This window comes from Shewanella sp. VK101 (genome assembly GCF_056497865.1).
In genome coordinates this window covers 1,604,576-1,627,502 of record NZ_CM151402.1, presented here as the reverse complement: position 1 = coordinate 1,627,502, position 22,927 = coordinate 1,604,576, and the positions used below count along the sequence as shown (strand labels likewise).

General features: G+C 53.6%; 20 protein-coding genes. 6 read left to right on the top strand and 14 right to left on the bottom strand.

Features of this window, described 5'->3' with window-relative positions:
- Window positions 1–11: 11 nt before the first annotated feature.
- From ACSHSR_RS07300 to phhA, 6 genes are all read right to left on the bottom strand, one after another.
- Window positions 12–2,135 (bottom strand): S8 family serine peptidase, encoded by a 2,124-nt coding sequence (locus tag ACSHSR_RS07300; RefSeq protein ID WP_479631383.1) that lies wholly within the window; start codon window positions 2,133–2,135, stop codon window positions 12–14.
- A 460-nt stretch (window positions 2,136–2,595) separates the two neighbouring features.
- A complete protein-coding gene (gene maiA / locus ACSHSR_RS07295) occupies window positions 2,596–3,255 on the bottom strand; it encodes a maleylacetoacetate isomerase (protein WP_208190774.1) in 660 nt (219 codons plus the stop codon).
- A 157-nt stretch (window positions 3,256–3,412) separates the two neighbouring features.
- Entirely contained in the window at window positions 3,413–4,402 is a 990-nt protein-coding gene (locus ACSHSR_RS07290; protein ID WP_025010901.1) for a fumarylacetoacetate hydrolase family protein, read from the bottom strand.
- A 261-nt stretch (window positions 4,403–4,663) separates the two neighbouring features.
- Complete coding sequence (gene tyrR, locus ACSHSR_RS07285; protein ID WP_208149762.1) at window positions 4,664–6,202, bottom strand: transcriptional regulator TyrR; 1,539 nt, start codon at window positions 6,200–6,202, stop codon at window positions 4,664–4,666.
- 198 nt (window positions 6,203–6,400) lie between these two features.
- Entirely contained in the window at window positions 6,401–6,739 is a 339-nt protein-coding gene (locus ACSHSR_RS07280) for a 4a-hydroxytetrahydrobiopterin dehydratase (RefSeq protein WP_025010903.1), read from the bottom strand.
- A gap of 54 nt (window positions 6,740–6,793) precedes the next feature.
- Entirely contained in the window at window positions 6,794–7,585 is a 792-nt protein-coding gene (phhA, locus tag ACSHSR_RS07275; protein WP_479631382.1) for a phenylalanine 4-monooxygenase, read from the bottom strand.
- 286 nt (window positions 7,586–7,871) lie between these two features.
- Between phhA and galU the strand changes: the two genes are divergently transcribed.
- From galU to ACSHSR_RS07245, 6 genes are all read left to right on the top strand, one after another.
- Window positions 7,872–8,783, top strand: a complete 912-nt coding sequence (galU, locus tag ACSHSR_RS07270; RefSeq protein WP_025010905.1) for a UTP--glucose-1-phosphate uridylyltransferase GalU — start codon at window positions 7,872–7,874, stop codon at window positions 8,781–8,783.
- Window positions 8,780–9,793 carry a UDP-glucose 4-epimerase GalE gene (gene galE, locus ACSHSR_RS07265; protein ID WP_208145221.1) on the top strand — a complete coding sequence of 338 codons (1,014 nt, stop codon included), beginning with the start codon at window positions 8,780–8,782 and terminating at the stop codon, window positions 9,791–9,793. Before galU ends, galE begins: the two co-directional genes overlap by 4 nt.
- Window positions 9,794–9,795: 2 nt before the next feature.
- Window positions 9,796–10,275, top strand: a complete 480-nt coding sequence (gene napF / locus ACSHSR_RS07260) for a ferredoxin-type protein NapF (RefSeq protein ID WP_208145222.1) — start codon at window positions 9,796–9,798, stop codon at window positions 10,273–10,275.
- Between the two features lie 117 nt (window positions 10,276–10,392).
- Window positions 10,393–10,797: a bactofilin family protein gene (locus ACSHSR_RS07255; RefSeq protein ID WP_025010908.1), complete on the top strand. Its 405-nt coding sequence runs from the start codon at window positions 10,393–10,395 to the stop codon at window positions 10,795–10,797.
- A gap of 154 nt (window positions 10,798–10,951) precedes the next feature.
- Window positions 10,952–11,926 carry a LysR family transcriptional regulator gene (locus tag ACSHSR_RS07250; protein ID WP_045282639.1) on the top strand — a complete coding sequence of 325 codons (975 nt, stop codon included), beginning with the start codon at window positions 10,952–10,954 and terminating at the stop codon, window positions 11,924–11,926.
- A 286-nt stretch (window positions 11,927–12,212) separates the two neighbouring features.
- Complete coding sequence (locus ACSHSR_RS07245; protein WP_208184906.1) at window positions 12,213–14,480, top strand: OmcA/MtrC family decaheme c-type cytochrome; 2,268 nt, start codon at window positions 12,213–12,215, stop codon at window positions 14,478–14,480.
- A gap of 106 nt (window positions 14,481–14,586) precedes the next feature.
- Here ACSHSR_RS07245 and ACSHSR_RS07240 read toward each other — a convergent pair whose 3' ends face one another.
- The 8 genes from ACSHSR_RS07240 to ACSHSR_RS07205 form a co-directional block, all read right to left on the bottom strand.
- The gene (locus tag ACSHSR_RS07240; RefSeq protein ID WP_101059771.1) at window positions 14,587–15,261 is read right to left on the bottom strand and encodes a DUF2982 domain-containing protein; all 675 of its coding nucleotides are present in this window, start codon (window positions 15,259–15,261) and stop codon (window positions 14,587–14,589) included.
- Window positions 15,262–15,329: 68 nt separating this feature from the next.
- A complete protein-coding gene (locus tag ACSHSR_RS07235; protein WP_335901364.1) occupies window positions 15,330–16,109 on the bottom strand; it encodes a YdcF family protein in 780 nt (259 codons plus the stop codon).
- A gap of 187 nt (window positions 16,110–16,296) precedes the next feature.
- Window positions 16,297–17,199 carry a fructokinase gene (mak, locus tag ACSHSR_RS07230; RefSeq protein ID WP_028781561.1) on the bottom strand — a complete coding sequence of 301 codons (903 nt, stop codon included), beginning with the start codon at window positions 17,197–17,199 and terminating at the stop codon, window positions 16,297–16,299.
- Between the two features lie 28 nt (window positions 17,200–17,227).
- Window positions 17,228–17,989, bottom strand: coding sequence for a 3'(2'),5'-bisphosphate nucleotidase CysQ (gene cysQ, locus ACSHSR_RS07225; RefSeq protein ID WP_081782955.1), 762 nt, complete (start codon window positions 17,987–17,989; stop codon window positions 17,228–17,230).
- Window positions 17,990–18,177: 188 nt separating this feature from the next.
- Window positions 18,178–19,449, bottom strand: coding sequence for an SDR family oxidoreductase (locus ACSHSR_RS07220; protein WP_479631381.1), 1,272 nt, complete (start codon window positions 19,447–19,449; stop codon window positions 18,178–18,180).
- A 68-nt stretch (window positions 19,450–19,517) separates the two neighbouring features.
- A complete protein-coding gene (locus ACSHSR_RS07215) occupies window positions 19,518–20,279 on the bottom strand; it encodes a phosphatase (RefSeq protein WP_208169860.1) in 762 nt (253 codons plus the stop codon).
- A gap of 103 nt (window positions 20,280–20,382) precedes the next feature.
- Window positions 20,383–21,462: a nuclease-related domain-containing protein gene (locus ACSHSR_RS07210; RefSeq protein ID WP_479631380.1), complete on the bottom strand. Its 1,080-nt coding sequence runs from the start codon at window positions 21,460–21,462 to the stop codon at window positions 20,383–20,385.
- 116 nt (window positions 21,463–21,578) lie between these two features.
- Complete coding sequence (locus ACSHSR_RS07205; protein ID WP_479631379.1) at window positions 21,579–22,802, bottom strand: DEAD/DEAH box helicase; 1,224 nt, start codon at window positions 22,800–22,802, stop codon at window positions 21,579–21,581.
- Window positions 22,803–22,927: the final 125 nt, after the last annotated feature.

Below are 22,927 nucleotides of genomic sequence, written 5' to 3'. Positions count from 1 at the left end.
GTCCATTCTCCTTATGATGCTTTGACAGCCTGATGACCGTGAATACGCAAAGACCAAGATTTGAGTATGCCATTGGCCTCATTATCCATTAGCTCTTCTTCAACGTTAGTTCTTCCAACCCGGTAAATGTACCCCAGCTCGCCGCTATTAACGTCGATAACTCTCAGAGTCCAATCTCCTTTGGCGCTCTCACCATAGAAAGCATTGGACAACATGGGAGTATTTTCATATCCGGGAGCATTATCAAGTACACCGTTAATAAAGCCATTGTACGGTGTCATCAAGACGCTGCGGGTACCTGACGGTGAAATCAATTCTACAGCTAGATCTGCTAAACGTTTATGATCTGCCGAAAGTGTAATTTGAACTCCTTCAACCACCCAGTCCGAGCCAAAATTCTGGACATCACTGACGCCTTTCAAAGATCCATCGGGAATAGCCTCATTCAGATCTTTATGAGTTTGCCAATCACTCACCTGATACTCGCCAAGTTCCACCTTGTAGTCCTTAGCCATGGCAACAGCCTTACTGAGATCGATACGGCCGAAACCATAAAAATCATGAAACTTGAACCCTGCAGCATTAGTAAACCAAGCAGGCACAGCTTCATACACTGGGGAATTAGCAGCATCGTTCAGTGGAACTCTGATAGCGGCAATATCAGCATCTACTTGAGTAGATGTTGATGCCAGAATATGCCTAATATCACGCCATGAAAGTGATGGGTTGGCACTCATAATCATGGCGACTGCACCACTGGCATTTGGCGCCGCTGCCGAAGTTCCGTTCATGGTAGAGCGATAGTCACACTCTAAGTTGAGTGGGTGTAGGCCGCCGTCAAAAGGCGTTCCTGGGCGTTCTTCGGCCACCGAACTCCCCTTGTCACAGCCGGCTCTGTCCGTGGTCACTATCGCAGGGTCTTCATCACCAGATTCACCACCAGGAGCATTAACAAAAACATTTGCCCCCACCGATGAGTAACTGCTGAGTTTACCATCTGCACTTCCTGCACTGATCACCATATTATAAAGATTGGTGTTATTTGGAGACATATTGGCGTTGTGGTAAGGCAACCCTTTATTTGCAGGCTTGTTTTCCGCTTCAGCGCTAAAAAAATCTCCAGGTAATAGGAATTGAGGTATCCCCAAAGAATTGAGCCCTAAGTAGTTATAGCGAAAACCATTACCCGCCGATTTAACAAAAACACTACCTCTACTATCAAAGCTTTTAGTGGTAACTTGTTGATAAACCTCATACTCATTCTCTTTCATTGAGTCGGCTTTCAGCGGTTGACGTCCATAACTCTGGTTAAACACCCTGGCATTGTCACTGTAAGCACTGGCACCGTGGGACTTGGCGAAATTCTCAAAGGTTTGCACGCTCTTGACCTTACCGCTGGGATCCCTATCCAGGAAGTTAAAACCGATAAGGTTGGCATCGGGGGCAACTCCGCGGCCGCCAAGACCATTCCAACCGGCAGCGGCTATGATCCCACCAACAGAAGTACCGTGCGAAGCACTGTCGGCAAATGGCGTAGGATCGATAGTGCCGGTGATCAGGTTATAGGAGCCGCCTTCAATAACATTGGCCTTGAGATCCGGGTGACTAATCTCCAGACCATCATCTACCACAGCAACAATAACGCCTTTACCGGTAACACCTGAGGCAATAGCATCACTGACATTCATGTCTTCACCGGCCACACCGCGATTCTTGGCAAAGGCATTTTGGCCTGTGTTTTTCAAGTGCCACTGATGCTGATACAAAGGGTCGCCACCGTCGATACGCAATGTCAGCGTTGAGACAGACTCGCTCTTGCCGTCACTGACTTTGAAGCGCACGACTTCTGTGCCTTCCAGCGTATCGGTCTGGTAGCTGAAACTGCCCTTGGCTGCATCATTGATGGTCAAAGTCCCTAGCTTGACTTCGCCGGGATCCACTAACGAAAAGGTTATCCCTCCTTCGGCATCTCTTCCTTCCAGTTGACCATCCAGGCGTACCGACTGACGAACGTCATAGGTCACATCCTGACTCTCAGGGGCTGTATTAACCGGCTCAGGTGCCTTCTTGTTGTCACTGCCACACCCCGCCAATAAGACTGCGGCTATGCTCAGCGCAATAATCGACTTATGCATACTTCTTTTCCTTTTGATAATAAAACGCCATACCGCCGAAAACAGGTTTCGGAAGCAAATGTTTAATAGGTATGGCGTATTTTTATTGTTATAGCTTGGCAAAAACCAAGCATTAACATGTGTATCACATGTAACAACTAATTCAATAAGAGAAAAACAACAAGCAGGAAAAATCCTACATACGATACGAAATACGTTATTTTAGACATTTTATAAAAGACTAAATAAAGAAATGGTAAACCTATAAATCTAAAAACAATTTCCTATATAATCCACACCAAAAATGTAATAAAAACAGCATATTGTTTAAATAATTAGTTACAAATTGCCGAGCGGATTTTATTTTCCAAAAGCCTGTTATTAACAGAAAGGTATCATTTTATAAGAGAGGTTTTTCAAGCGCGGGGTATTTTTAAGGTTATTTTATAGTCACCGCATAGATGACTATAAAATAATAAAACTACTGGGCATCTGGTTGATTTTCAGGTGCTGCATCAATAAAGGCCGACAGAGTCAGGCACTCATCATTAATACGACATATATTGGGATAAGGAGACAAATCGATATTAAAACGTTTGGCATTATAAACCTGGGGAACCAGACAGATATCCACCAGGCTGACCTGGTCGCCGAAACAATACCGGCCCGAGTACTGCTGCAGCTGTTGCTCCAATGCACCAAAGCCCTGTTCGACCCAGTGGCGATACCAATCATTCTTGGCCGCTTCATCCAACTTGAGCGTCCCGGTCAGATACTGCAACACCCGCAAGTTGTTCAAAGGATGGATCTCACAGGCAATCCCCATCGCCATGGCCCTGACCAGCGCCCGCTGCTCAATATCACCCGGCAACAGCGCCTCACCGCCAAAGGCTTCATCCAAATATTCAATGATCGCCAGCGATTGGGACAACACCAACTCGGCGCGCTCGTCGGTGTCATCCGTCACCACCAAAGCCGGAACCAACTCCTGCGGGTTTAGCGCCTTGAAAGCAGCCTGATGCTGCTCGCCGCCATTGCGCACCAGATGAACCGAGAGCTGCTCGGCGCAAAGCCCCTTGAGGTTGAGCGCAATCCGCACCCGATAAGCGGCGCTGGAGCGCCAGTAACCATATAATTTCAACATAAGTTGTTCTCCCAAAGCTCGCTAGCCTTAGATTGCGACTCCGCTCTGGTGATGTTTTATCCAAAGCCTTAACGCTGACACATTCGAAGGCAATACCAAGCCGGTATAAAAACCAACGGGGCTTCAGAGAGCCCCGTTTTGTTATCGAGTTATTTTACTCGGCTATATACTCAACTACCTGCTGATCTATCGTGCCGAAGATGCTGTGCCCGGCATCATCCAGCATTTCGATTCTGACCCTGTCTCCAAAGCCCATAAATGGCGTCACCGCCTTGCCCTCGGCAATCACTTCCAGCATGCGCTTTTCGGCCAAACAGCTGGAACCTGCGCTTCTGTCATAGTTGGAAATGGTGCCCGAACCTATGATGGCACCGGCGCCCAGGGGGCGGGTCTTGGTGACATGGGCGATCAGCTCGGCAAAGTTGAAGGTCATATCCACCCCGGCATTGGGCTTGCCGAACAGCTCGTTGTTCAGATGGGTGATCAGCGGCAGATGAACCCGGGTATCCTGCCATTTATCCCCCAGCTCATCCGGTGTGATTGCCACCGGCGAAAAACTGCTGGAAGGTTTAGACTGGAAGAAGCCAAAGCCCTTGGCCAACTCGGCCGGGATCAGGTTACGCAGCGACACATCGTTAACCAGCATCAACAGCTTGATGTGAGAGGCGGCGTTTTCAGCACTCACGCCCATGGGTACATCATCTGTAACCACGGCAATTTCCGATTCGAAGTCTATGCCCCAATCTTCGCTTGCCAGCGGGATATCGGCTCTGGGAGCGATAAAACTGTCTGAACCGCCCTGATAGACCAGGGGATCTGTCCAGAAAGACTCCGGCATTTCGGCGCCGCGGGCCTTACGTACCAGCTCAACATGATTGACATAAGCGCTGCCGTCGGCCCACTGGTAAGCGCGGGGAAAAGGTGACAAACAACGGCTCTCGTCAAAGTCCTGGGTGTTATCCAACATGCCGGCATTCAGGGCATCGGAAAGCTCTCTGAGCTGAGGTTCCAGCAGTGACCAACTGTCAAGCAATTGCTGCATGGTCTGGGCTATGGCGGGGACAGCCACTGTCTTCTTCAAATCCCGGCTGACCAACATGAGTTGACCATCGCGGCGTCCATTGTCATATGTCGCTAATTTCATACCTGCTCCTTCCTGTCTCTGCCCGGATTAATGGTTTTCATCAGGCTATGTGCCCGGCTCAATCCGTTTCTGTTATCCCGCCAGTAATACCTCATGCCGCGGGCAATGAAAACTCTGTGACTCACTTCACATTTAGCCCGCACGGGAACGAGTTTGTAAACTTTCACTGACGCTTGCCATCAGCAAGCGCCGGCAAAGGCTTTGCGCTCAAAGATAGCCTAAATTTCAGCCGTTCCGGCGGCAAATCCGCTTTACAGGGCTTCAGCGCTTCTTGCTGATCTCATACTCCCTGAGTTTATTGGCAATGGCGGTGTGGGATACCCCCAACTTTTTCGCCAACTGGCGGGTACTGGGGTACGCCGGATAGAGACGCCGCAGCAAACCGGCTTCAAACTGTTTCATGGCCTGATCCAAGGTGCCTTCAAACTCCTTGTCGAAATAGCCAAAACCTTCGGCATAGGAAGGCAGCTTCAACTGTTCTATGGTCAATTCGGCCGAACCGTCCCACATGGATACCGCTCTGAACACGGCGTTTTTCAGTTGCCGCACGTTACCGGGCCAGGCATAGGTCAACAGGTGATCGCGGCAGGACGCCGAGATCCGCCGCACCGGGCTGGAAAGCTGCTGGCTGTAGTGTTCAAGGAACATTTCCGTCAGCGGGATAATATCGACCCTGCGTTCACGCAGCGCCGGCATGTGGAAACTCAGTACATGAATGCGGTAGTAGAGATCTTCACGGAACTCACCGGTCTGACAAAGCTCCGCCAAATTCTTCTGGGTCGAGCAGATGATACGGACATCGGCGCGCACCTCTACATCGCCGCCGATACGGCGGAAACTGCCATCCTGCAGCAAGCGCAACAATTTGACCTGAGCGGCCTTGGACATCTCGGCAATTTCATCGAGGAAGACGGTGCCGCCCTTGGCTTCTTCGAAGAAACCCCGCTTAACCACTTCACCCTTACTGACATAACCAAACAGCTCCTCTTCTGCGGCACTGTCGGGCATGGCGGCGCAGTTGATGGCTATAAAGGGTTTCTCCCGCCGCATGCTGGCATCGTGACAAGCCCTGGCCATCAGCTCTTTGCCTGTGCCGGTTTCTCCGGTGATCAGCAAAGGCGCATCCAGTTGTGCCATACGCTTGGCCTGCTTGAGTACCTCTTTCATCTTGTCGCTGACGGCCAGCACGGAATCAAAGCCACTGCTCTGGCTCTGCAGCGCGTTGAACTGTTTGCCCACCCGCGCAGGTGACTTGAGTGCCACCACGGCGCCGGCGAGAATACTCTTGTCGTTTTCATCCGGCAGATAAATGGGCAGCATCTCGGCCAGATACTCGTTGTTGCCAATAGCAACCCGGGTAGCCTGCGCCAACACCTTGGGCTCACTGAGCCAGCGACCAAAATTGAAGCCTTGCACCCAGTGATTGAGGGATTCATCTATTACTTCATGTTCGGCCATTTCCAGAATAAGCAAGGCCGACTCGTTGACGATACGAATACGTCCCTTACCGTCGAGGGAAAACACGGCATCCGGCAGGGTTTTCAATAGGGTTTTGAGGGCGTAATGCTCCTGCTCCGAGGGCATAAAGGAAACGGTTCTGACGTCGTGCACCCCTTCCACCTTACGGATTTGGGGCATCAACTCACTCAAGGTCTCAAAGCCGACCTCGGCAAACTGCAAATATAAGAATCCCTTGTTGCTGGCGTCGATAGCGATAAGGTTAATCCCGTATCGCTCCAGCACCATTAAAATATCCTTGGCTAAACCAACGCGATCCTGACAACTGACTTCCAAGCGCATAACTGTCATTCCCTTTTATAATTCAGATTCTTTGGGATTATCGCCTGCATGAAGAGGTCGGCAGGCGATGTAAAAATGCGCCCTATACGTTAGAAGGTTCTGACACAAGTGGCAAGCTCGCTTTACAGCGGATTTGTAACAAAGGGAAAGGATTCAGTGTGAAGAGACAATCAACACACTGAATATATTAGGAAAAGATTAATCTAGTAACTGGTCTGTCTTGGCAGCCATGATAAAGTCGTTACGGTGCAACCCCTTAATGGAATGCGACCACCAGGTCACAGTCACCTTGCCCCATTCGGTCAGGATCCCCGGGTGGTGAAACTCTTCTTCAGCCAAGTCCGCCAGCTTATTGCTAAAGGCCATTGCCTGCCGGAAATTTTTAAACTTGTAAACCCGCTCCAGCTGCATGATGCCATCGCGCACCTGTACGCCCCAATCCGGGATCATCCTAATAAGCTCGGCAAGCTCGGCATCTGTCACCTTGGGAGCATCGGCGCGGCATGCTTCGCACTTCATATTGGCCAGTTCAGTCATAACATCTCCTTGAAAGTGGCCAGCATGCTTGCACGCAGGCCATTACCGCCAGTATCAGCTGGCTTTGGGTTGAAATTTGGGGGTAAAGAGTCCCAGTCGTTTGGCTTGGGTAATCGCCTTCATAATGTCCATGCGGGCGATTTCATCCATAAAATCGATATGTTCTATCTCGTAATAGATGGGCTGCATAATGTCTATCCGATAGGGAGTGCGCAACACATCCAGCAGTTCAAAGGGTCTGCGCTCCGGTGTGTCGCTGAAGGCGTACAGCGTCTCGCCCGGCGAGCTCAAAATGCCGCCACCGTAAATTCTCAGGCCGTCGGTCTGGGTACGCAGCAAACCAAACTCCACGGTAAACCAGTAGAGACGCGCCAAAAAGACCCTGTCTTCCTTGCTGGCATCAAGCCCCAGCTGACCATAAATATGGGAGAAATGAGCAAAGGCCGGGTTGGTCAACAAGGGACAATGACCAAAAATCTCATGGAAGATGTCCGGCTCCTGCAGGTAATCAAACTCCTCCCTGCTGCGGATAAAAGTTGCCACCGGAAACTCCTTGTTGGCCAGGAGTTCAAAGAAGCGCCCGAATGAGATAAGCGCCGGCACCGCCGCCGTCTTCCAGCCCGTGGTGTCCTGCAACACGGCATCCAGCTCACCCAGTTGCGGGATCCTGTCTTTGGGCAAGTCCAACGCCTTGAGTCCCTGCATGTATTCGTCACAGGCACGTCCCGGCAAGTTGTGTTCCTGACGGGCATACAGCTCCTGCCAGATGGCGTGCTCGTCCTGCGGGTAATCTATTCGGCCATCACTGCCCGGGTGACGGGCCACATATTGAGTTGCTTTACTCATAGTCCATACTCACTGCCTGAATCGTTTCTGATTTCATGTTCACTCAAGGCCGCACTTTTGTTAACCAGGTCACACTTTATTTCCGGCGACAAGCGAAGAAAATTTGTAAAGATTGAGTTACAAATTGGTATTTAATTCTGTGAACTCAGAAGCTTATTTTTGTGCTCCAAACAGGCTTTTTTGCATATTTCCAGGGAAATTAGCCCTTTTTGCAAATGGCTTTTCGGTGCCACTGCATTACAATAGGGGCTGATTTATCCCGAGCACCCAAGGTATCTGAATGCCGATAAAATCGACCACCATCCGCAAGGCGGTAATCCCCGTTGCGGGTCTTGGCACCCGAATGCTGCCGGCCACCAAGGCCATTCCCAAAGAGATGCTGCCGGTAGTAGATAAACCCTTGATCCAATATGTTGTCAGCGAAGCCATTGCCGCCGGCATCAAGGAAATCGTGCTGGTTACCCACGCCAGTAAAAACTCCATTGAAAACCATTTCGATACCAGTTTTGAACTGGAAGCCCAGCTTGAGCGCCGGGTAAAGCGGCAACTGCTCAATGAAGTGCAGTCCATCTGCCCGCAAAATGTCACTGTTATCAGCGTCCGCCAGGCTCAGGCCAAAGGGCTGGGACACGCCATTCTCTGTGCCCGTCCGGTAGTAGGTGATGAGCCCTTCGCCGTGCTGCTGCCGGATGTGTTGATAGACGATGCCGCCAGCGATCTTTCCCGCGATAATCTGGCCGAAATGGTCAGCCTGTTCGACCGCACAGGAACCGGACAGATCATGGTGGAAGGTGTGCCTCACGAGAAGGTAGACCAATACGGAATAGCCGATGTCAACGGCCACGATCTCAAGCCGGGCGAATCCCAGCCGCTTATCAAACTGGTTGAAAAACCGGATGTCGACGAAGCCCCCTCTAACTTGGCTGTAGTGGGCCGCTATGTGCTACCTGCCGCCATTTGGCCCTTGCTTGGCAAGACGCCGGCCGGTGCCGGTGATGAAATCCAGCTCACGGATGCCATTGCCATGTTGATGCAAAGCCAGCAGGTCAACGCTTACTACATGCGTGGCAAGAGCCATGACTGTGGCAACAAGTTGGGTTATATGCAGGCAACGGTGGAACATGCATTGCGCCACCCCGAGCTTGGACGTGAATTTGCCGCCTATCTGGGCGATTTGGTTAAAGGAAGTAAAGCATGACAATTTTGGTCACCGGCGGAGCCGGTTATATTGGCACCCACACTCTGGTTGAACTTCTGGCCGCGGGCAAAGAGGTTGTGGTGATAGACAACCTGAGCAATTCAAGTGTCGAAGCCTTGGCCAGAGTCGAAGAGATCAGCGGCAAGAGCGTGCTCTTTTATCAAGGCGATATTCTCAACAAGGCATTCCTGCAGAAAGTCTTCAGTGACCACAGCTTCGAAGCCGTTATTCACTTCGCCGGCCTTAAGGCGGTGGGTGAATCCGTCGCCCAGCCGCTCAGATACTATGAAAATAATGTCACCGGCACCCTTATTCTGTGCCAGGTGATGAAAGAATATGGCGTTCGCAACCTGGTATTCAGCTCATCGGCCACAGTTTACGGCGATCCCGCCAGTCTGCCGATCACTGAGGCCTTCCCCACCGGCGCCACCAACCCTTATGGTCAGTCCAAACTGATGGTGGAACATATTCTGGCGGATCTGGCCGCGGCCGATGCCAGCTGGAACATCGCCCGCTTGCGTTATTTCAACCCGGTCGGCGCCCACAAGAGCGGCCGCATCGGTGAAGATCCCAACGATATCCCCAACAATCTGATGCCCTTTATCGCCCAGGTTGCCGTCGGCAAGCGCGATAAACTCAGCGTATTCGGCAATGACTACCCCACGGTAGACGGCACAGGTGTGCGCGACTATATCCATGTAGTTGACCTGGCCATAGGTCACCTCAAGGCACTGGACAAACTCGCCACCAATCCTGGCCTGGTCACCTATAATCTGGGAACAGGCCAGGGCTACAGTGTACTTGAGATGGTCAAAGCCTTTGAGAAAGCCTGCAACAAGGCGATCCCCTTCGAGTTTGCCCCGCGTCGTCCCGGCGATATCGCCGCCTGTTATGCCGACCCTACCCATGCCACCAAAGAGCTGGGCTGGCAGGCTGAGCACAGCCTGCAGGATATGGCCAACTCCAGTTGGAACTGGCAATCCAACAATCCTAACGGTTACAAGGGTTAGTCATGGATCTATCCCGCAGACATCTGTTCAGTCGCCGCAAGAGTAATGTGGTCAGGCCGCCCTGGAGTAAACCGGAAGCGGAATTTACCGACGCCTGTACTCGCTGTGGCGCCTGTGTGGATGCCTGCGAGACCCAAGTGCTTATCAAGGGGGATGGCGGCTTTCCGGAGCTTAACTTCCAGCGCGCCGAATGCAGCTTTTGCCAAGCCTGTGTCACCCGCTGTGCAGAGCCGGCGTTCAGGCCTCTTAGCGAAGCACCTTGGCGGCTTATAGCCCAATTTGCCGACAACTGCCTCGCCCGCCAGGGTATTGTCTGCCAAAGCTGCAAGGATGCCTGCGACGAGCGGGCGATCCGCTTTCCGCCCCTTTTAGGGGCTACCGCTCAACCTGTACTGGATGCCGAGCGCTGCAGCGGCTGCGGCGCCTGCGTTGCCCCCTGCCCCGCCTCTGCCATCAAGCTGGTAGAGCCAGACCCCGCTTGACTTCCCATCCGGGAGCCAAAAATCTGACTCCCACAGCGCCAAATTTTAGTGGTTTTGTTCTTTTTCAATAACGGGTAACATCAGGCCTTCCCTGAGAAAAAACTCTTAAAAAGCATTATGTTTGGTAAAAGCAAAAAAACGACGGGGCTCACATATATTGCCCAGGGCAGCAAAATCACCGGTGAGAGTCACTTCGATGGCGAGACTCTGGTTGGCGGTGCCATTTATGGAAAAATCAACGCCGAAAGCAAGCTGACCATAGAAGCCAACGGCTTGGTTGATGGCGAACTCACCTGCCAGGAGCTCAAGGTCTCCGGACTGTTTCGCGGTAAGCTCTGCTGTGAAAAACTGACCATCTGCGGCACAGGGACTGTCGAAGGTGAAGTGGCCAGTAAGTCGATGGAGATCTTCGAAGGTGGCCAATTTATCGGCATGAGAGTCAAAGAAGAGGTCAATCTGCTGAAACAGCTGGGTAATGACAGCGAAACGGCTACCGAGTTGAGGCTGCAAACCCAGGAATGAGTTTAAAGTATGGGATCCTGCAACAGGATCTCCATCACACTTTGTTCACAAAATATACAAAAGCAGCACAGAATGGTGCTCAGTCACAGTAATGCGCTGCTCGGAGAGCTAACATCTACCCCCTAAGTGGTATGAAGCCGCGGGATGGATGTAAGTGACGAGTCGATTACTCAAGCAGTTGTGCGAATTGGATATCTTTACTCTCATGGTGTTCAAGAACATCTATGAGACGGGGCATGCCAACTGTACGGCAAGAGATTTGGCGGTTTCCGCCCCCAAGGTCAGTCGCTGTTTGGCCGCGCTCAGGCTGGCCTTTGATGACGAGCTTTTCTATCGCCGCCAGCAAAAACTCAAGCCCACCCCACTGGCCGAAAGCCTGTATCAGCCCGTCTGTGATTTCATTCACTCAGTGCATCGGCTGGAGCAACAGGTTCATCAGAGCCGTCAGCCCTCGAACGACATCTGTATCCATATTGCCGTGGCGCATGGACTGCTTTCCGCACTGGCGATGAAATTGGGGCTGAAAAACATTCAACAGCAGTTGGGTCAGGTCAGGCTCTACCCCTGGCAGGACGACTCGGCAGAGAAGATTCACCGTGGGCAACTGGATTTGGGGATCTGTCTCGAACACCCTGAGCAGTTGGATCTCATTCTGAGTTCACTTGGGCAGACCATGGGCGTATGTGTGGTCAGCCGAGAAGATCATCCCCTGTGGCAGAGATCCCCGGCCATCACCCTCGAAGATATCAGCCAATACACCTTCGTTTACTTGACCATCAAGGGCTTCAACGAACGCATGGATCCCATGGAGCTCTTCTGTCAGCAAGAAGGCATACCCCTATCCCAGGTACATGCCGTACACGACAGGGAAGAATGGCACGCTCACCTGCTTACCATGGGCAGTGTAGCCTTCAGCACTCCCAACGAAATGGCGCTTATCAAGGGCATGCCGGGTTTGCGGGTGCAACATCTGCCCGAAACCGAGGTGGCCAAACTCCACCGGGCATTTTCGCTGCCAAGCTACTCCTTGGTGGAAAAAGCCCCCAGCTACCGCCGCTACTCCGAGCAACAAAGAAAGCAGTTACTGGCTCTGGTCACTCAAGAACTCTACCCCAAAGCCGAGTATTGAAAACTGAGTCAGGTCCTGTGCCTGACCCCTTTACTCGCACCAGCACCGACACCCTTCGCCCACCTATCAAAAGCTGCTGACCGCTTTGTCCCTGGTATGGGTTTTCTGCCCTGTAGATTCGGCAATTTCAAAAACTGAAATTATCCATTTCACCATCAGTTATTTCTTTATCAATTTTTTAACCCTTAATTCACAAATAAAACAATAAGTCAAAACTACTACTTTAGATGTATGTATATTCAAGTTACTGCACAAGCAGTACCCATAATTTGAATAAAGGGACGCTATGATGAAAAACCATAATAAGTCATTACTGGCGCTGGCTCTGACCAGTCTATTGTGCCTTACCGCATGCGGGGACGGTGAGGACGGAAAAGACGGAGCCCCCGGTGAACCTGGCATACCAGGCGAACCCGGACAGCCAGGTGCCCCCGCAGGTTCAGGTACTTCCACCATTATCAGTGCCGGCGATGTCAGTTTCGAGATAGTGCCGGCCGACAACACACTGGCAGGCGGCGAAGCCTTCGCCCTCAAGTTCAAGGCCTCGGCCACCAACAGCTCAGGGGAGCGAGTCCCTCTGACTGGCCTGGATCAAGTCGCCCTCTACTCCATTACCGCCATGAGCAATGACTCGGGCAGCGGTGCGCCGCTGCAATGGGTCAATAATGCCACGGCTCAGGAACTGGGCAGCTCCATGTATTGCACCCTGGATGGCACCTATAGCTCCAGAGGTCAGACTGGCGATGCCTGTCTCCTGGTTGAAGATCCGGCCGAGCCAGGTACCTATACCGGCACTTGGGAACATGACGGGGTCGCCCCCATTATGAATGCCAACGACAACCTCAGCGCACCTCATCGCTTGTTCCTGCGCGCCTATAACCTCAAGGATGCCAGCGGCACAGCGGTTGCAGACAAGGTGCTCTCTACGCCGCTGGATTATATTCCGGCATCCGGCGAGCTGGTTGAAGCCACAGGTAAAGACACGGTAACAGATGCCGCCTGTATCGCCTGCCACGGCGAAGTCGAAGGCCGCATCGCCAAGATAAACGCGCACCACAACTACCAAAGCACTGAGAAGTGCGTTGCCTGCCACAACCCGGCTCTGGTACCGGACGAAGCCCAAAAAGCCGAAGGTTGGGTATTTGATTTCGGCCCCATGGTTCACAGGCTGCATGCCGGCCATCACATCGCGGGTTTCCTCTCCGGTGAAGCCAAAGAGTACTTCGGTGAAATCGGCTTCCCGGCGGAACTCAACAACTGCGCCAGTTGCCACAACAACGGTGACTCCTGGAACGCCAATATCTACCGCGAAGCCTGTGTCGGCTGCCATATCAATGTCAACTTTGAAACCGGCATAGGCCACTCAGACTTCAATCTGGCCCAGACCGACGACAGTCAATGTCAGTCCTGTCATGGCAGCGGAGCACTCAGTCCAACCCAGGCTCACAAGGTGGGTAAACGAGCTGAATATGCCGAGCTGTTGACCGTTGAGTTCACCTCGGCCACAGCTGCGGCTTCTACCACGGCGGGCAATAAACTGGTTACCATCACAGCCAATGTCAGCTTCAATGGTCAACCACTGACTGACGCAGCTCAACTGGCGGTGCTCAACAAAGACGCCACTCTGATGGGTAATGTGGATGCCAAGGGTGAAGTCACCCGCTGGGGCAGCAGGCCCGGTCTTGCCAGCGGCAGCGCCGCCAATGGCGTGCTGACCCTGACTGCTGATGTACCGGAAACTCAGGCGATGGGCACCATTTACGTCGGTACCGAGGCCAACTTCTGTGTCGATAACTCAGGTAAAATAGCCGCCTGTGCCGAAGGCATGCCCTTCGATGCCGGTAATCCGATTGGCGCCACTTCAAGCGTTAAATTCTATAACCTTGACGGTGGTGATGCAGTAACAGCCCGCTTTGCCATTGCTGAGCGGATGAGCGCCAGTGAAGCCAAGTGTAATGCCTGTCACGGCACCCTGGACTATATCAAGGGCAACCGTCACGGCACCTACACCTTCGATCAGTGTATGGACTGCCATAACAACAGCTATTACGGATCCTATCACGGCACCTCCGAGTACAACACAGGTAATCTGGATGCCGATGGCAATCCTATATTTGCTGAAGTACCCGAGCTCTTGTATGCCAACCGGGATCTGATGACAGTTGCCCACCGCTTCCACAGTGGTAACTGGGGTGAAGCTGCCATCTTCCGTGACGCTTCAGGCGAGCTGCACGGCTACCCAGGTGTGGAAACCGAATGTGCCGCCTGCCACAAAGACGAGACACCGCTGTTCGCCGCCGATGGTGGCCTGACATCCGCCAAGCGTGCAATCAAGATTTCGGCTACCGAGTATATCTCTCCGGTTGCAGAATCCTGCCGTACCTGTCACGCTCACTCTGACGCGGCCGCTCTGGCCCACTTCAAGAGCAATGGTGCCTTCGTTGCCGGTGATGCTGCCACAGACGCCAACCTGCCGGTTGAGTCCTGTGCCACCTGTCACGCCGAAGGCAAGACCTATGGCGTAGATAAGGTACACGCAGGGGGTGCTCACTAGTACCGTACCTTGAGGGCTGTCCCTGCAAGGCCCTCCCTCAACTCTGCAACAACAAGGGGACCCAACCGGGTCCCCTTGCCTTTTCTCAACTTACTCAAGCCAGAAATTACAACTCAGTAGCCGACACCCTCTGCTGCCACAGTTGCCGCAGTTTACGGACAAAGCTCTCCGGCGGTTGATCCAATGCATCCACGGGAATATAGAGGTGATAACCCAAGTATTTGTCCAGCGTCAGGCAGCGACGGCCAAACATGGCCAAAACGCCTCTGTAGCGCTCATCATTGACCGTCAGGGGTTCAAACTCGGCGCTGAGTGCCGCTTCCAGTGTTTGCAGCTCTTCATCCTGGGCGGCAGCTGTCATCAGCAAGGGCCGCTGCTCCGACAAGAGCCCGGTCGCCAACCTGGGTGAAATGGCATCCAGCAGTGGATTGATACGTTTGAGCTTGAGCCCGACATAGGGCAGCGTCAGTTGCTCCATACCTTGGGTGACTCTGGGCTGATCCAGCCGCTGAATATTATCCCAGGCCACAAACAAGCTGCCGCGGCGATGAAAGAATCTCAGCCCTTCGGCGCTGAATTCAAGACTGACATGGGGCTCGAGCTGCTTGGCAATTCCCAGCACCAAAGACACGGCCCCGAGGGCGAAACAAACCAGTCCGGGCGCAAACATCCAGGGCCAACCGATAAACAGCACCAAACCCAGGACAACGCCCAGCCCTCCGGCCAGGGTCAGTGTAATGCCATTGCGCTTGCTGCCCGGCCTTATTGTGATAGTTTCCATAACGCTTTTGCTCTATTGTCAGCGGCTTGTCAGCCGTTTATTCATTTCATGACCAGGGTTCAGGACCATTAGCGGCCGGTGACAGTCAACCAGGCCAATCCCAGATACTCGTGCAGCGCCTTTTGTGATTTATCCAGATTGGATGTAGTCAGACGCCACCAGTGATCGCGCCGAAGCAGAAAGTCGGTCGGTGCCGCCTGAGGCTCAAGCCCGGTCGAGCGGAATATTCGCATCGCCCTTGGCATATGGCTGGCGGAAGTGACCAGGATCAGTTGTCTGCCACCCAAGGCATCTATTCCTTTATCGTCTGTGCCGGCACCGAAGGCCTGCCGCAACGCCAGGGCTTCCTCTATGGTATCGCGGGCCGACTCCAGCATTAGAATTCGCGATGGCTCGGCCCCCAACTCGATGGCAGCCTCGGCCATGCGCCGGGCATGACTCTGCTGCTCAAGGCCGCCACTCCAACCACTGACCGCCAACAGACAATCTTTGCTGTTGGCCGCCTTGAGTTGCGCCACCCCTTCACTGAGACGCTCAAGCGCCGTTGCCGACAACATATGTCGCGCGAGTCCGCCAACCTGATCATCATGGCCAGAACCCAGCACCATCACCACACAGGAGCGCGCCGGCGCAGCGGTATAAAGTGGATACTGACGCTCAAGCCCCGCAAGCAGGGTATTGCTGCCGATAGAGCTGGAAAGCAGCAGCATCCAAGTGATGGCAAAAACCACCAGGGCGCGCGCTACTCCCGGCCTGCGACGGATATAAAAACAGGCCAGCAGCAGAGTGACCAAGGTTAGAGGGATGGGCATAAAGAATTGAGAGAGGATTTTTTTCAGCCAGAACACGCTTGATATCCGAAGGTTGGCAAAAGTAGCCATAGCTTACAGAAGCGTTACTCGGCTGACCAGTGATTGGCGAAGGGCTATAGGCTCACTCGCCCCAATACATGTTCGAGTGCTTTTCCCTTTTGTCTAAAGTGCCTAGAGTGCCTAAGTCGAATATCAGTAATACGGCCAGAGCGCCTTGCCAAACTCAGTCCCGGCCCCACAGCCAAGCGGCGCCGCGTACCCCGGAGGAGCAGCCGTAGTGATTGGCCAACACTGGGGTTCGGCACTCGCCGCCGACCACATAGTGCTTGAGCCTGTCCGGCAATGCCGGATAGATAGCCTGCACATTGGACATGCCGCCGCCAAGTACTATGGCGTCAGGATCCAGCAGATTGATCACATGGGCCAGAGAACGGGCCAGACGGTCAAGATAGCGCTCAAAGGCCGCGCTAGCCTCGGCATCCCCCTGCTCCAGCAATGCCATCACCTCGGCGCCCGAGCTGAGCTGCGCCCCAGCGGCCTGGTTATAGTCGCGGACAAACCCTGTTCCCGAAATAAAGGTTTCGATGCAGTCATGCTTGCCGCAAAAACACTCAGTGCTGTTGAACTCCTCGGCGCGTATCCAGGGCAAGGGATTATGGCCCCACTCACCACCTATGCCATTGCCCCCCTGATGCACCCTGCCATTGATGGCAATGCCGGCACCGCAGCCTGTGCCTATGATCACCCCGAACACCACCTCTTTGCCTGCGGCGGCGCCATCCAGCGCCTCGGAGACCGCAAAACAGTTGGCGTCATTGGCAACCCGCACTTTGCGCCCCAGGTGCTGCTCGAGCTCTCTATCGAGCGGATGACCATTTAACCAAGTGGAGTTGGCGTTTTTCACCAAACCGGAAAAGGGCGAGATCACCCCGGGAATACCAATGCCGATGGTTCCTGTCATTTCCAGCTGCGTTTCGGCTTCATCGACCAAGGCACAGATGGCCTCAATGGTCGCCTGATAGTTTCTGGGGGTGGCAATTCGCTTGCGAAACAGCTCACTCCCTTCGCCACTCAGAGCCACCAATTCAATCTTTGTGCCGCCCAAATCAACGCCGATACGCATCATGCTTGCAACTCCGGTGTTTATATCTGCTTCAATCGCAAGGCCAATCGGCACTGTATGCGATAAACCAAGGATTGAGGATAGTTTCTTTTTGGTTATATTTTAAGTTGTTGCCGGCTGGATATTCCAAAACTCGGCCACCGGCACTCTCAAGCACGGCCTGAGCCGCCGCCGTGTCCCATTCACTGGTAGGGCCCAATCTGGGGTAGATATCCGCTTTGCCCTCAGCGAGCAGGCAGAATTTGAGTGATGAGCCGACACTCTTCATTTCGTGCTCGCCAAACTGCTGCAGATACTCGCCAAGCCCCGGGCTCGAGTGCGAGCGACTGCCGACAATCACAGGGATCTGGCGCTTAACCCCGGCCCTGGCATTCAATTCCACACGCTGGTACCCAGTCGCATTTGGTGTCTCACGCCAGGCACCGAGTCCCAGCGCGCCCAAATAGCACACGGCTGTGGCGGGCACATAGACAACACCGGCGACCGCCTGGCCTCGGTGAATAAGCGCAATGTTGACGGTAAATTCGCCGTTGCCCTTAATAAACTCCTTGGTGCCATCGAGAGGGTCGATAAGCCAATAGGTTTCCCAGCCCCGCCGCTGCGCCCAGGGGATATCCGCCGCTTCTTCCGACATCTGTGGCCAGGTTGGAAACTCACGCGCCAGCGCCTGTTGCAACACGGCGTGACTGGCAAGATCGGCAGCCGTGACCGGACTGTCATCGGCCTTGCGCTCAATCGCCAGTTCGCCGCCCTGATAATACTGCATTATCGCCTCACCGGCGGCGCGGGCCATCTCGGCCAAAAGTGTCAGCTGCTTGGCATCAAGCAAGGTCTTGGGGGGATTATTCGACAAGGTTTCATCCTTTGGATCAACAAGATAGTTTATTATGCCAGCCACCCGGCTTTGGCGGGTATAACCTTTAGCTACTGGTTATAATCTACAGCCGGTTTTGCCTTACTTTTCATCCTGTTTAAGCCCATTCAATCCAAGGAAGGTGCACCAAGCCCCGAAAACATCAGCGCCAGCTGCGCCTGCCAGGTAAGCCAGATGGGTGACGGATAATCTTTTGGCAAATAGCAGCGAAATGCCGAAGGCATGGCCGCCATGGCATCTTTGAGAGCGCTTGAGTCGAGCGTCGAATACGCCGGGCGCGGCGCCTGTGCTCGATTCAATAAGGCGCCGTATTCTGCTGTGCTGACAGGCGTTATCCGGCACCTTGGCGTGATTGGCGCCGGGTTTGCTGGTGAATGTAATGCAGCTTGAGAATGTAATGCAGCTTGAGAATGCAATGCAGCTTGAGATTGCAACGCGGTTTGCAATGGCACCGCCGCCTGAGAGCTTGGCGCAGAATTGCACTGCTGCTTGGCGATTTGCTCGGCTATCTCTTTGGTGAAAAGATACCAGCTGCACTGCCCCGTTGCCGCGTAATGAAAGCAGCCGCTCAGCACCGCGGACTTCTCTGGCTTAAGATGAAACCAGATGAGCAACTGCCAGATAAGCCGCGCCAACGCCTCGGCCCAGGTTGGCGTGCCGACCTGATCCGCCACCACCTTGAGCTCGGGGCGCTCGGTCAGCAATCGCCGCATGGTCAACACAAAGTTGCTGCCAAAACGGCTGTAAAGCCAAGAGGTTCGCAGCACCAGGGCGCCGGGATTGGCCGTAAGCAAGCGCTGCTCGCCGGCGAGCTTGCTCTGACCGTACAGGCTCAAAGGCTCGCAAACATCGCTCTCGGTCAAGGCTCTGGGCGCATTCCCGAGTATATTGGCCGCTGCATTTCCAGAAACGTTTCCGAAAACACTTCCCAAATCATTCCCGAAGACATTCCCGAAGACATAGTCACTCGAAATATGGATAAGCCAAGCACCCTGTTGCCGGCACCAGATGGCCAAACGCTCCGGCGCCTCGGCATTAAGCGCCATGGCGACAGCCATATCCTGCTCGGCCGCATCCACGGCATTGTAGGCGGCGCAGTTGATTATCACATCGGCATTGATTTCACTGAGCCGCTCGGGCAAATCTGCTGAGGTTAAATCCAGCTGCTGATGCCCGAGCGCCACTATTTCAATTGCGCTGCCAGGTGCTATAGCACTGCGGGGTTTTACAGCACTGCCGGACACCAGGCTTGCCTCAGGTATCTCCATTCGCAGCCTGGAAGGCGAAAACTCGGGCAACCAAGGCAAATTCGCCAGCAGTGCCTGTCCGAGCTGGCCATGAGCGCCGGTGATCAATATTCGGGTAGTCTTGGCTTTCACGATTCGGGATTCATGGCTAATCAGTTGATGGATTTTGTGGCTCGTATCCTCAAGACAGGCGAACCAGGTTAGCCCACGGCCGCCTCACTCTTAAAGTAGTCGATTAACTCACCAAGCGTCTTGTGGCCTCGCTGCTGCAGGAAATTAAGCAGCGCCAATGGCTCGCGATTGAGCAGCCTGTCTCTTGGATAACCGGCGGCATCCACTATCTCAAGCGCCAGCGGGAACTCCCCCAGACTGAAGGCAACATGGGAATCTGATCCCATCACCAACTGGGCATCGAATCGTTTCGCCAGTTTGGCAATATTGAGGCAGCTGTCTTCACTGCCCTTGCGGGAGCAGGCAAAAGAGGAGTTATTGATCTCCAGCGCCACATTATGCTCGGCGGCAGCGCGGACAATCAGCTCCTGATCCAATGGATACTTGGGATTGCCTGGGTGGGTAATGATATCGACCTTGCCGCTGCGAATGCAGTTCAGCAGCGCCTGAGTGTGGCTGTCACTGTCGGCGGGAGGGAATACCGGCTCATGAAACCCGGCCTGCACCAAGTCCAGCTCCTCCAGGAACTCACCAAAGAAGTCGATTTCCCCCTCCAGATTGGTAATATTGGCTTCAATTCCGCGCAATATCCCTACGCCATCGACTATCCGCGGCAACACTCTGAGATTCACGAAATGCCAGAAATGCGGCGCATCGGCCATCGCCGGGCCATGATCTGTGGTGGCAAACAAACGGATCCCTTTCTGCTTGGCGACTGCCAGGTAATCATGGATCGTGCTGTAGGCGTGAGTAGAGGCAACTGTGTGGGTATGGGTATCGACTGCGAACATGGCTCCCCCAGGAGACTGTTTCTTGAAAACCGGGCCACTAGCTTAGCGCAACTGGCCCACTTTGGCGAATGAACCCAATAGCGAGCCGCATCTCAGTAATGATTTACAAACTGGGCTCAATACGGCGACTCTTGAGCCTGGCGATATGCCTTTCCCTTGCCTCTACTGTGGATGCCTCACTGGCTTGCTGCAAGCAGAGTTCGAATTGCATCAACTCATCTTGGGTAAACAGTGTTTGCCGAAATCCCTGCAGATAATCATCCAATTGCGCCAACTGGATAACATTTTGCGGAACGGCGGTCTTGAAACTGGCTCTGGGGCCGAAAACAACCAAAGACCTTATTCCCCGGTTCGTCCCCAGAATATGGGCAACGGCCAGGCAGTGTTTGTAGTTTTGGTGCAGCGGATTCTGGAACCGGCACTTGCTGCGATAAAGATGTTGCACCCAGTGCTTTGAATAGGGGTCGGCAAAAATCCAGCCGCTGTAATTCTTACTCTCGATAACCAAGATCCCGTTGACGGTTAATAGCAACAGATCTATTTCTGTCTCATCCCCGTCGGCGGTCTGCAATAGTATATTTCGATATAACTTGAAATAACCGCCAACCAAGGTTTCCCGAATACACTGCGCTATCGCCTCTTCCCCGTTTTCACCCAGAGAATTTTCCCGCTTTCGCCGCCAAAAGGGAAATCCCAATATCCCAGCGGCCAGCAACAAGGCTACCAAAAACCACTTGAGTTCCAAGCTGAGTAATATCTGAAGCTTTCCCGCAACAGGCACTTCAACCCTCTGGGGATGAGCGCTGGAATAATTAACCCTAGGCGCGGCATTGGTTATCGAACCACTGATATTAAGCGGAGCCTTATCCGAAATGATGGGTGATTGACAATGACGTTGCAGGTTACGGGACAATTCAAGGTATCTGGCCGAGTCAGGGTTTCGCTCCCCCATCTCGTGGCGAATAAGCAGGCAGGTTGCCTGGGTGTATTGCTCATAAGCTTCAGCAGATCCAGAAAGCACACCGGCTGGAGAACTGCTCTCTGTTATTAACAGACTGCCGCTGCCGCCATCTTGGGCCTCGATGGTAGAGGCTGCAACTTCCTGTGCAATAGCCACTTTCGGTGCAATAGTGGCAAAGCTCAGACAGATCCCGAGTACGACTGTTATCCAATACGCTTTCACCCATAAATCCTTTTCATGGCCAATGCCGACTCAGGCAACGCTGTTGATGTTCTACCGATTCAGAGTTTGCCAGAAAGGCGCAGTGATACAAGTAATCCCCTGTTATTTATCGCTTGTTATCTTTTACCAAGCGCTCTCTTGCGGGCACGTTGCTTTTGGGCGGCTTTACGCTGGTTTCTCGGTGCGTCAAAACTACGGTTGAGATCCGGCTCAAACCCGGGCAGCCATTCTCTGGGGAGGCGTCTGTCGAGCATGGCTTCCAGCTCTTCGAGGAGGCGCTCGTCGTCACGACTGAATAGGGTGATGGCGAGCCCTTCCATGCCGGCGCGGCCGGTGCGGCCAATGCGGTGCACATAATCTTCGCGCTTGAACGGCAGCTCCAGATTGATAACGCAAGGCAAGGCCGCTACATCCAGGCCTCTGGCGGCAACATCTGTGGCCACCAGCAAACGGCATTCACCCGCCTTGAACGCCTGATAGGTCTGCTCCCGCTGGGCCTGACTCAGATCTGAGTGCAGCGCACTGGCGGCCAAGCCCTCGGCACTGAGCTCACAGACCAGTTTGTCGGCCCCCTCCTTGGTGCGGCTGAACAGCAACACCTGACGCCAGTCGTGCCGGCGACAAAGGGCGGCAACGGCGGCGGCCTTACGCTCGCTATCGAGCTCAATCAATCGCTCCTTGATACTGCTACCCTGCTCTGATGCTTGCAGCTCCAACACTTTGGGAGACTGCAGCAAAATCTTGGCCAGACGCCAGATGTTGTCGTTGAAGGTGGCGGAAAACAGCAGAGTCTGGCGCTGTTTGGCCATCTTTTTCATCAGCGCCGAGATCTCATCTTCAAACCCCATATCCAACATGCGGTCGGCCTCATCAAACACCAGGATCTCAACCTTATCCAGCCTGAGACTGCGCTTTTTAAGGTGATCCAGCAGGCGCCCGGGCGTGGCGACCAAGATATCGGCGCCATCCTTGAAGTTCTTTAGCTGCCCATCGAGTGGCACACCGCCATAGGCAATGGCAATCTTCAGCTCGCAGCCCTTGGCATAGCTTTTAATGTTATCGAAAACCTGCTGCGCCAACTCCCGGGTAGGCACCAGCACCAGAGCCTTGGGCGCTGCGGGTTTTACTGCTCTCTCAGTCGTGGCGGGCATTAAACGCGCCAGCAACGGCAAGGCAAAGGCGGCGGTTTTCCCTGTGCCCGTCTGTGCCTGCACCAGGAGATCGCTGCCGGCGAGCACCAAAGGAATGGCCTCTGCCTGCACTTGGGTTGCCTTGCTAAAACCCAGTCCGGCCAGATTGGTCAGTAGCGGTTCGGGCAGAGAAAAAGCGGCAAATTCCATGGCGAGTCCTTCAAAGATAAAGCTTAGGGCAAACCGCCATTATACCCTGCTACCCGGTGCCGGATAGGTGTTATCCCTGCGTTCGGGCAGCAAACGTTACTTACGGGTGAAAAATTAACCGCCCG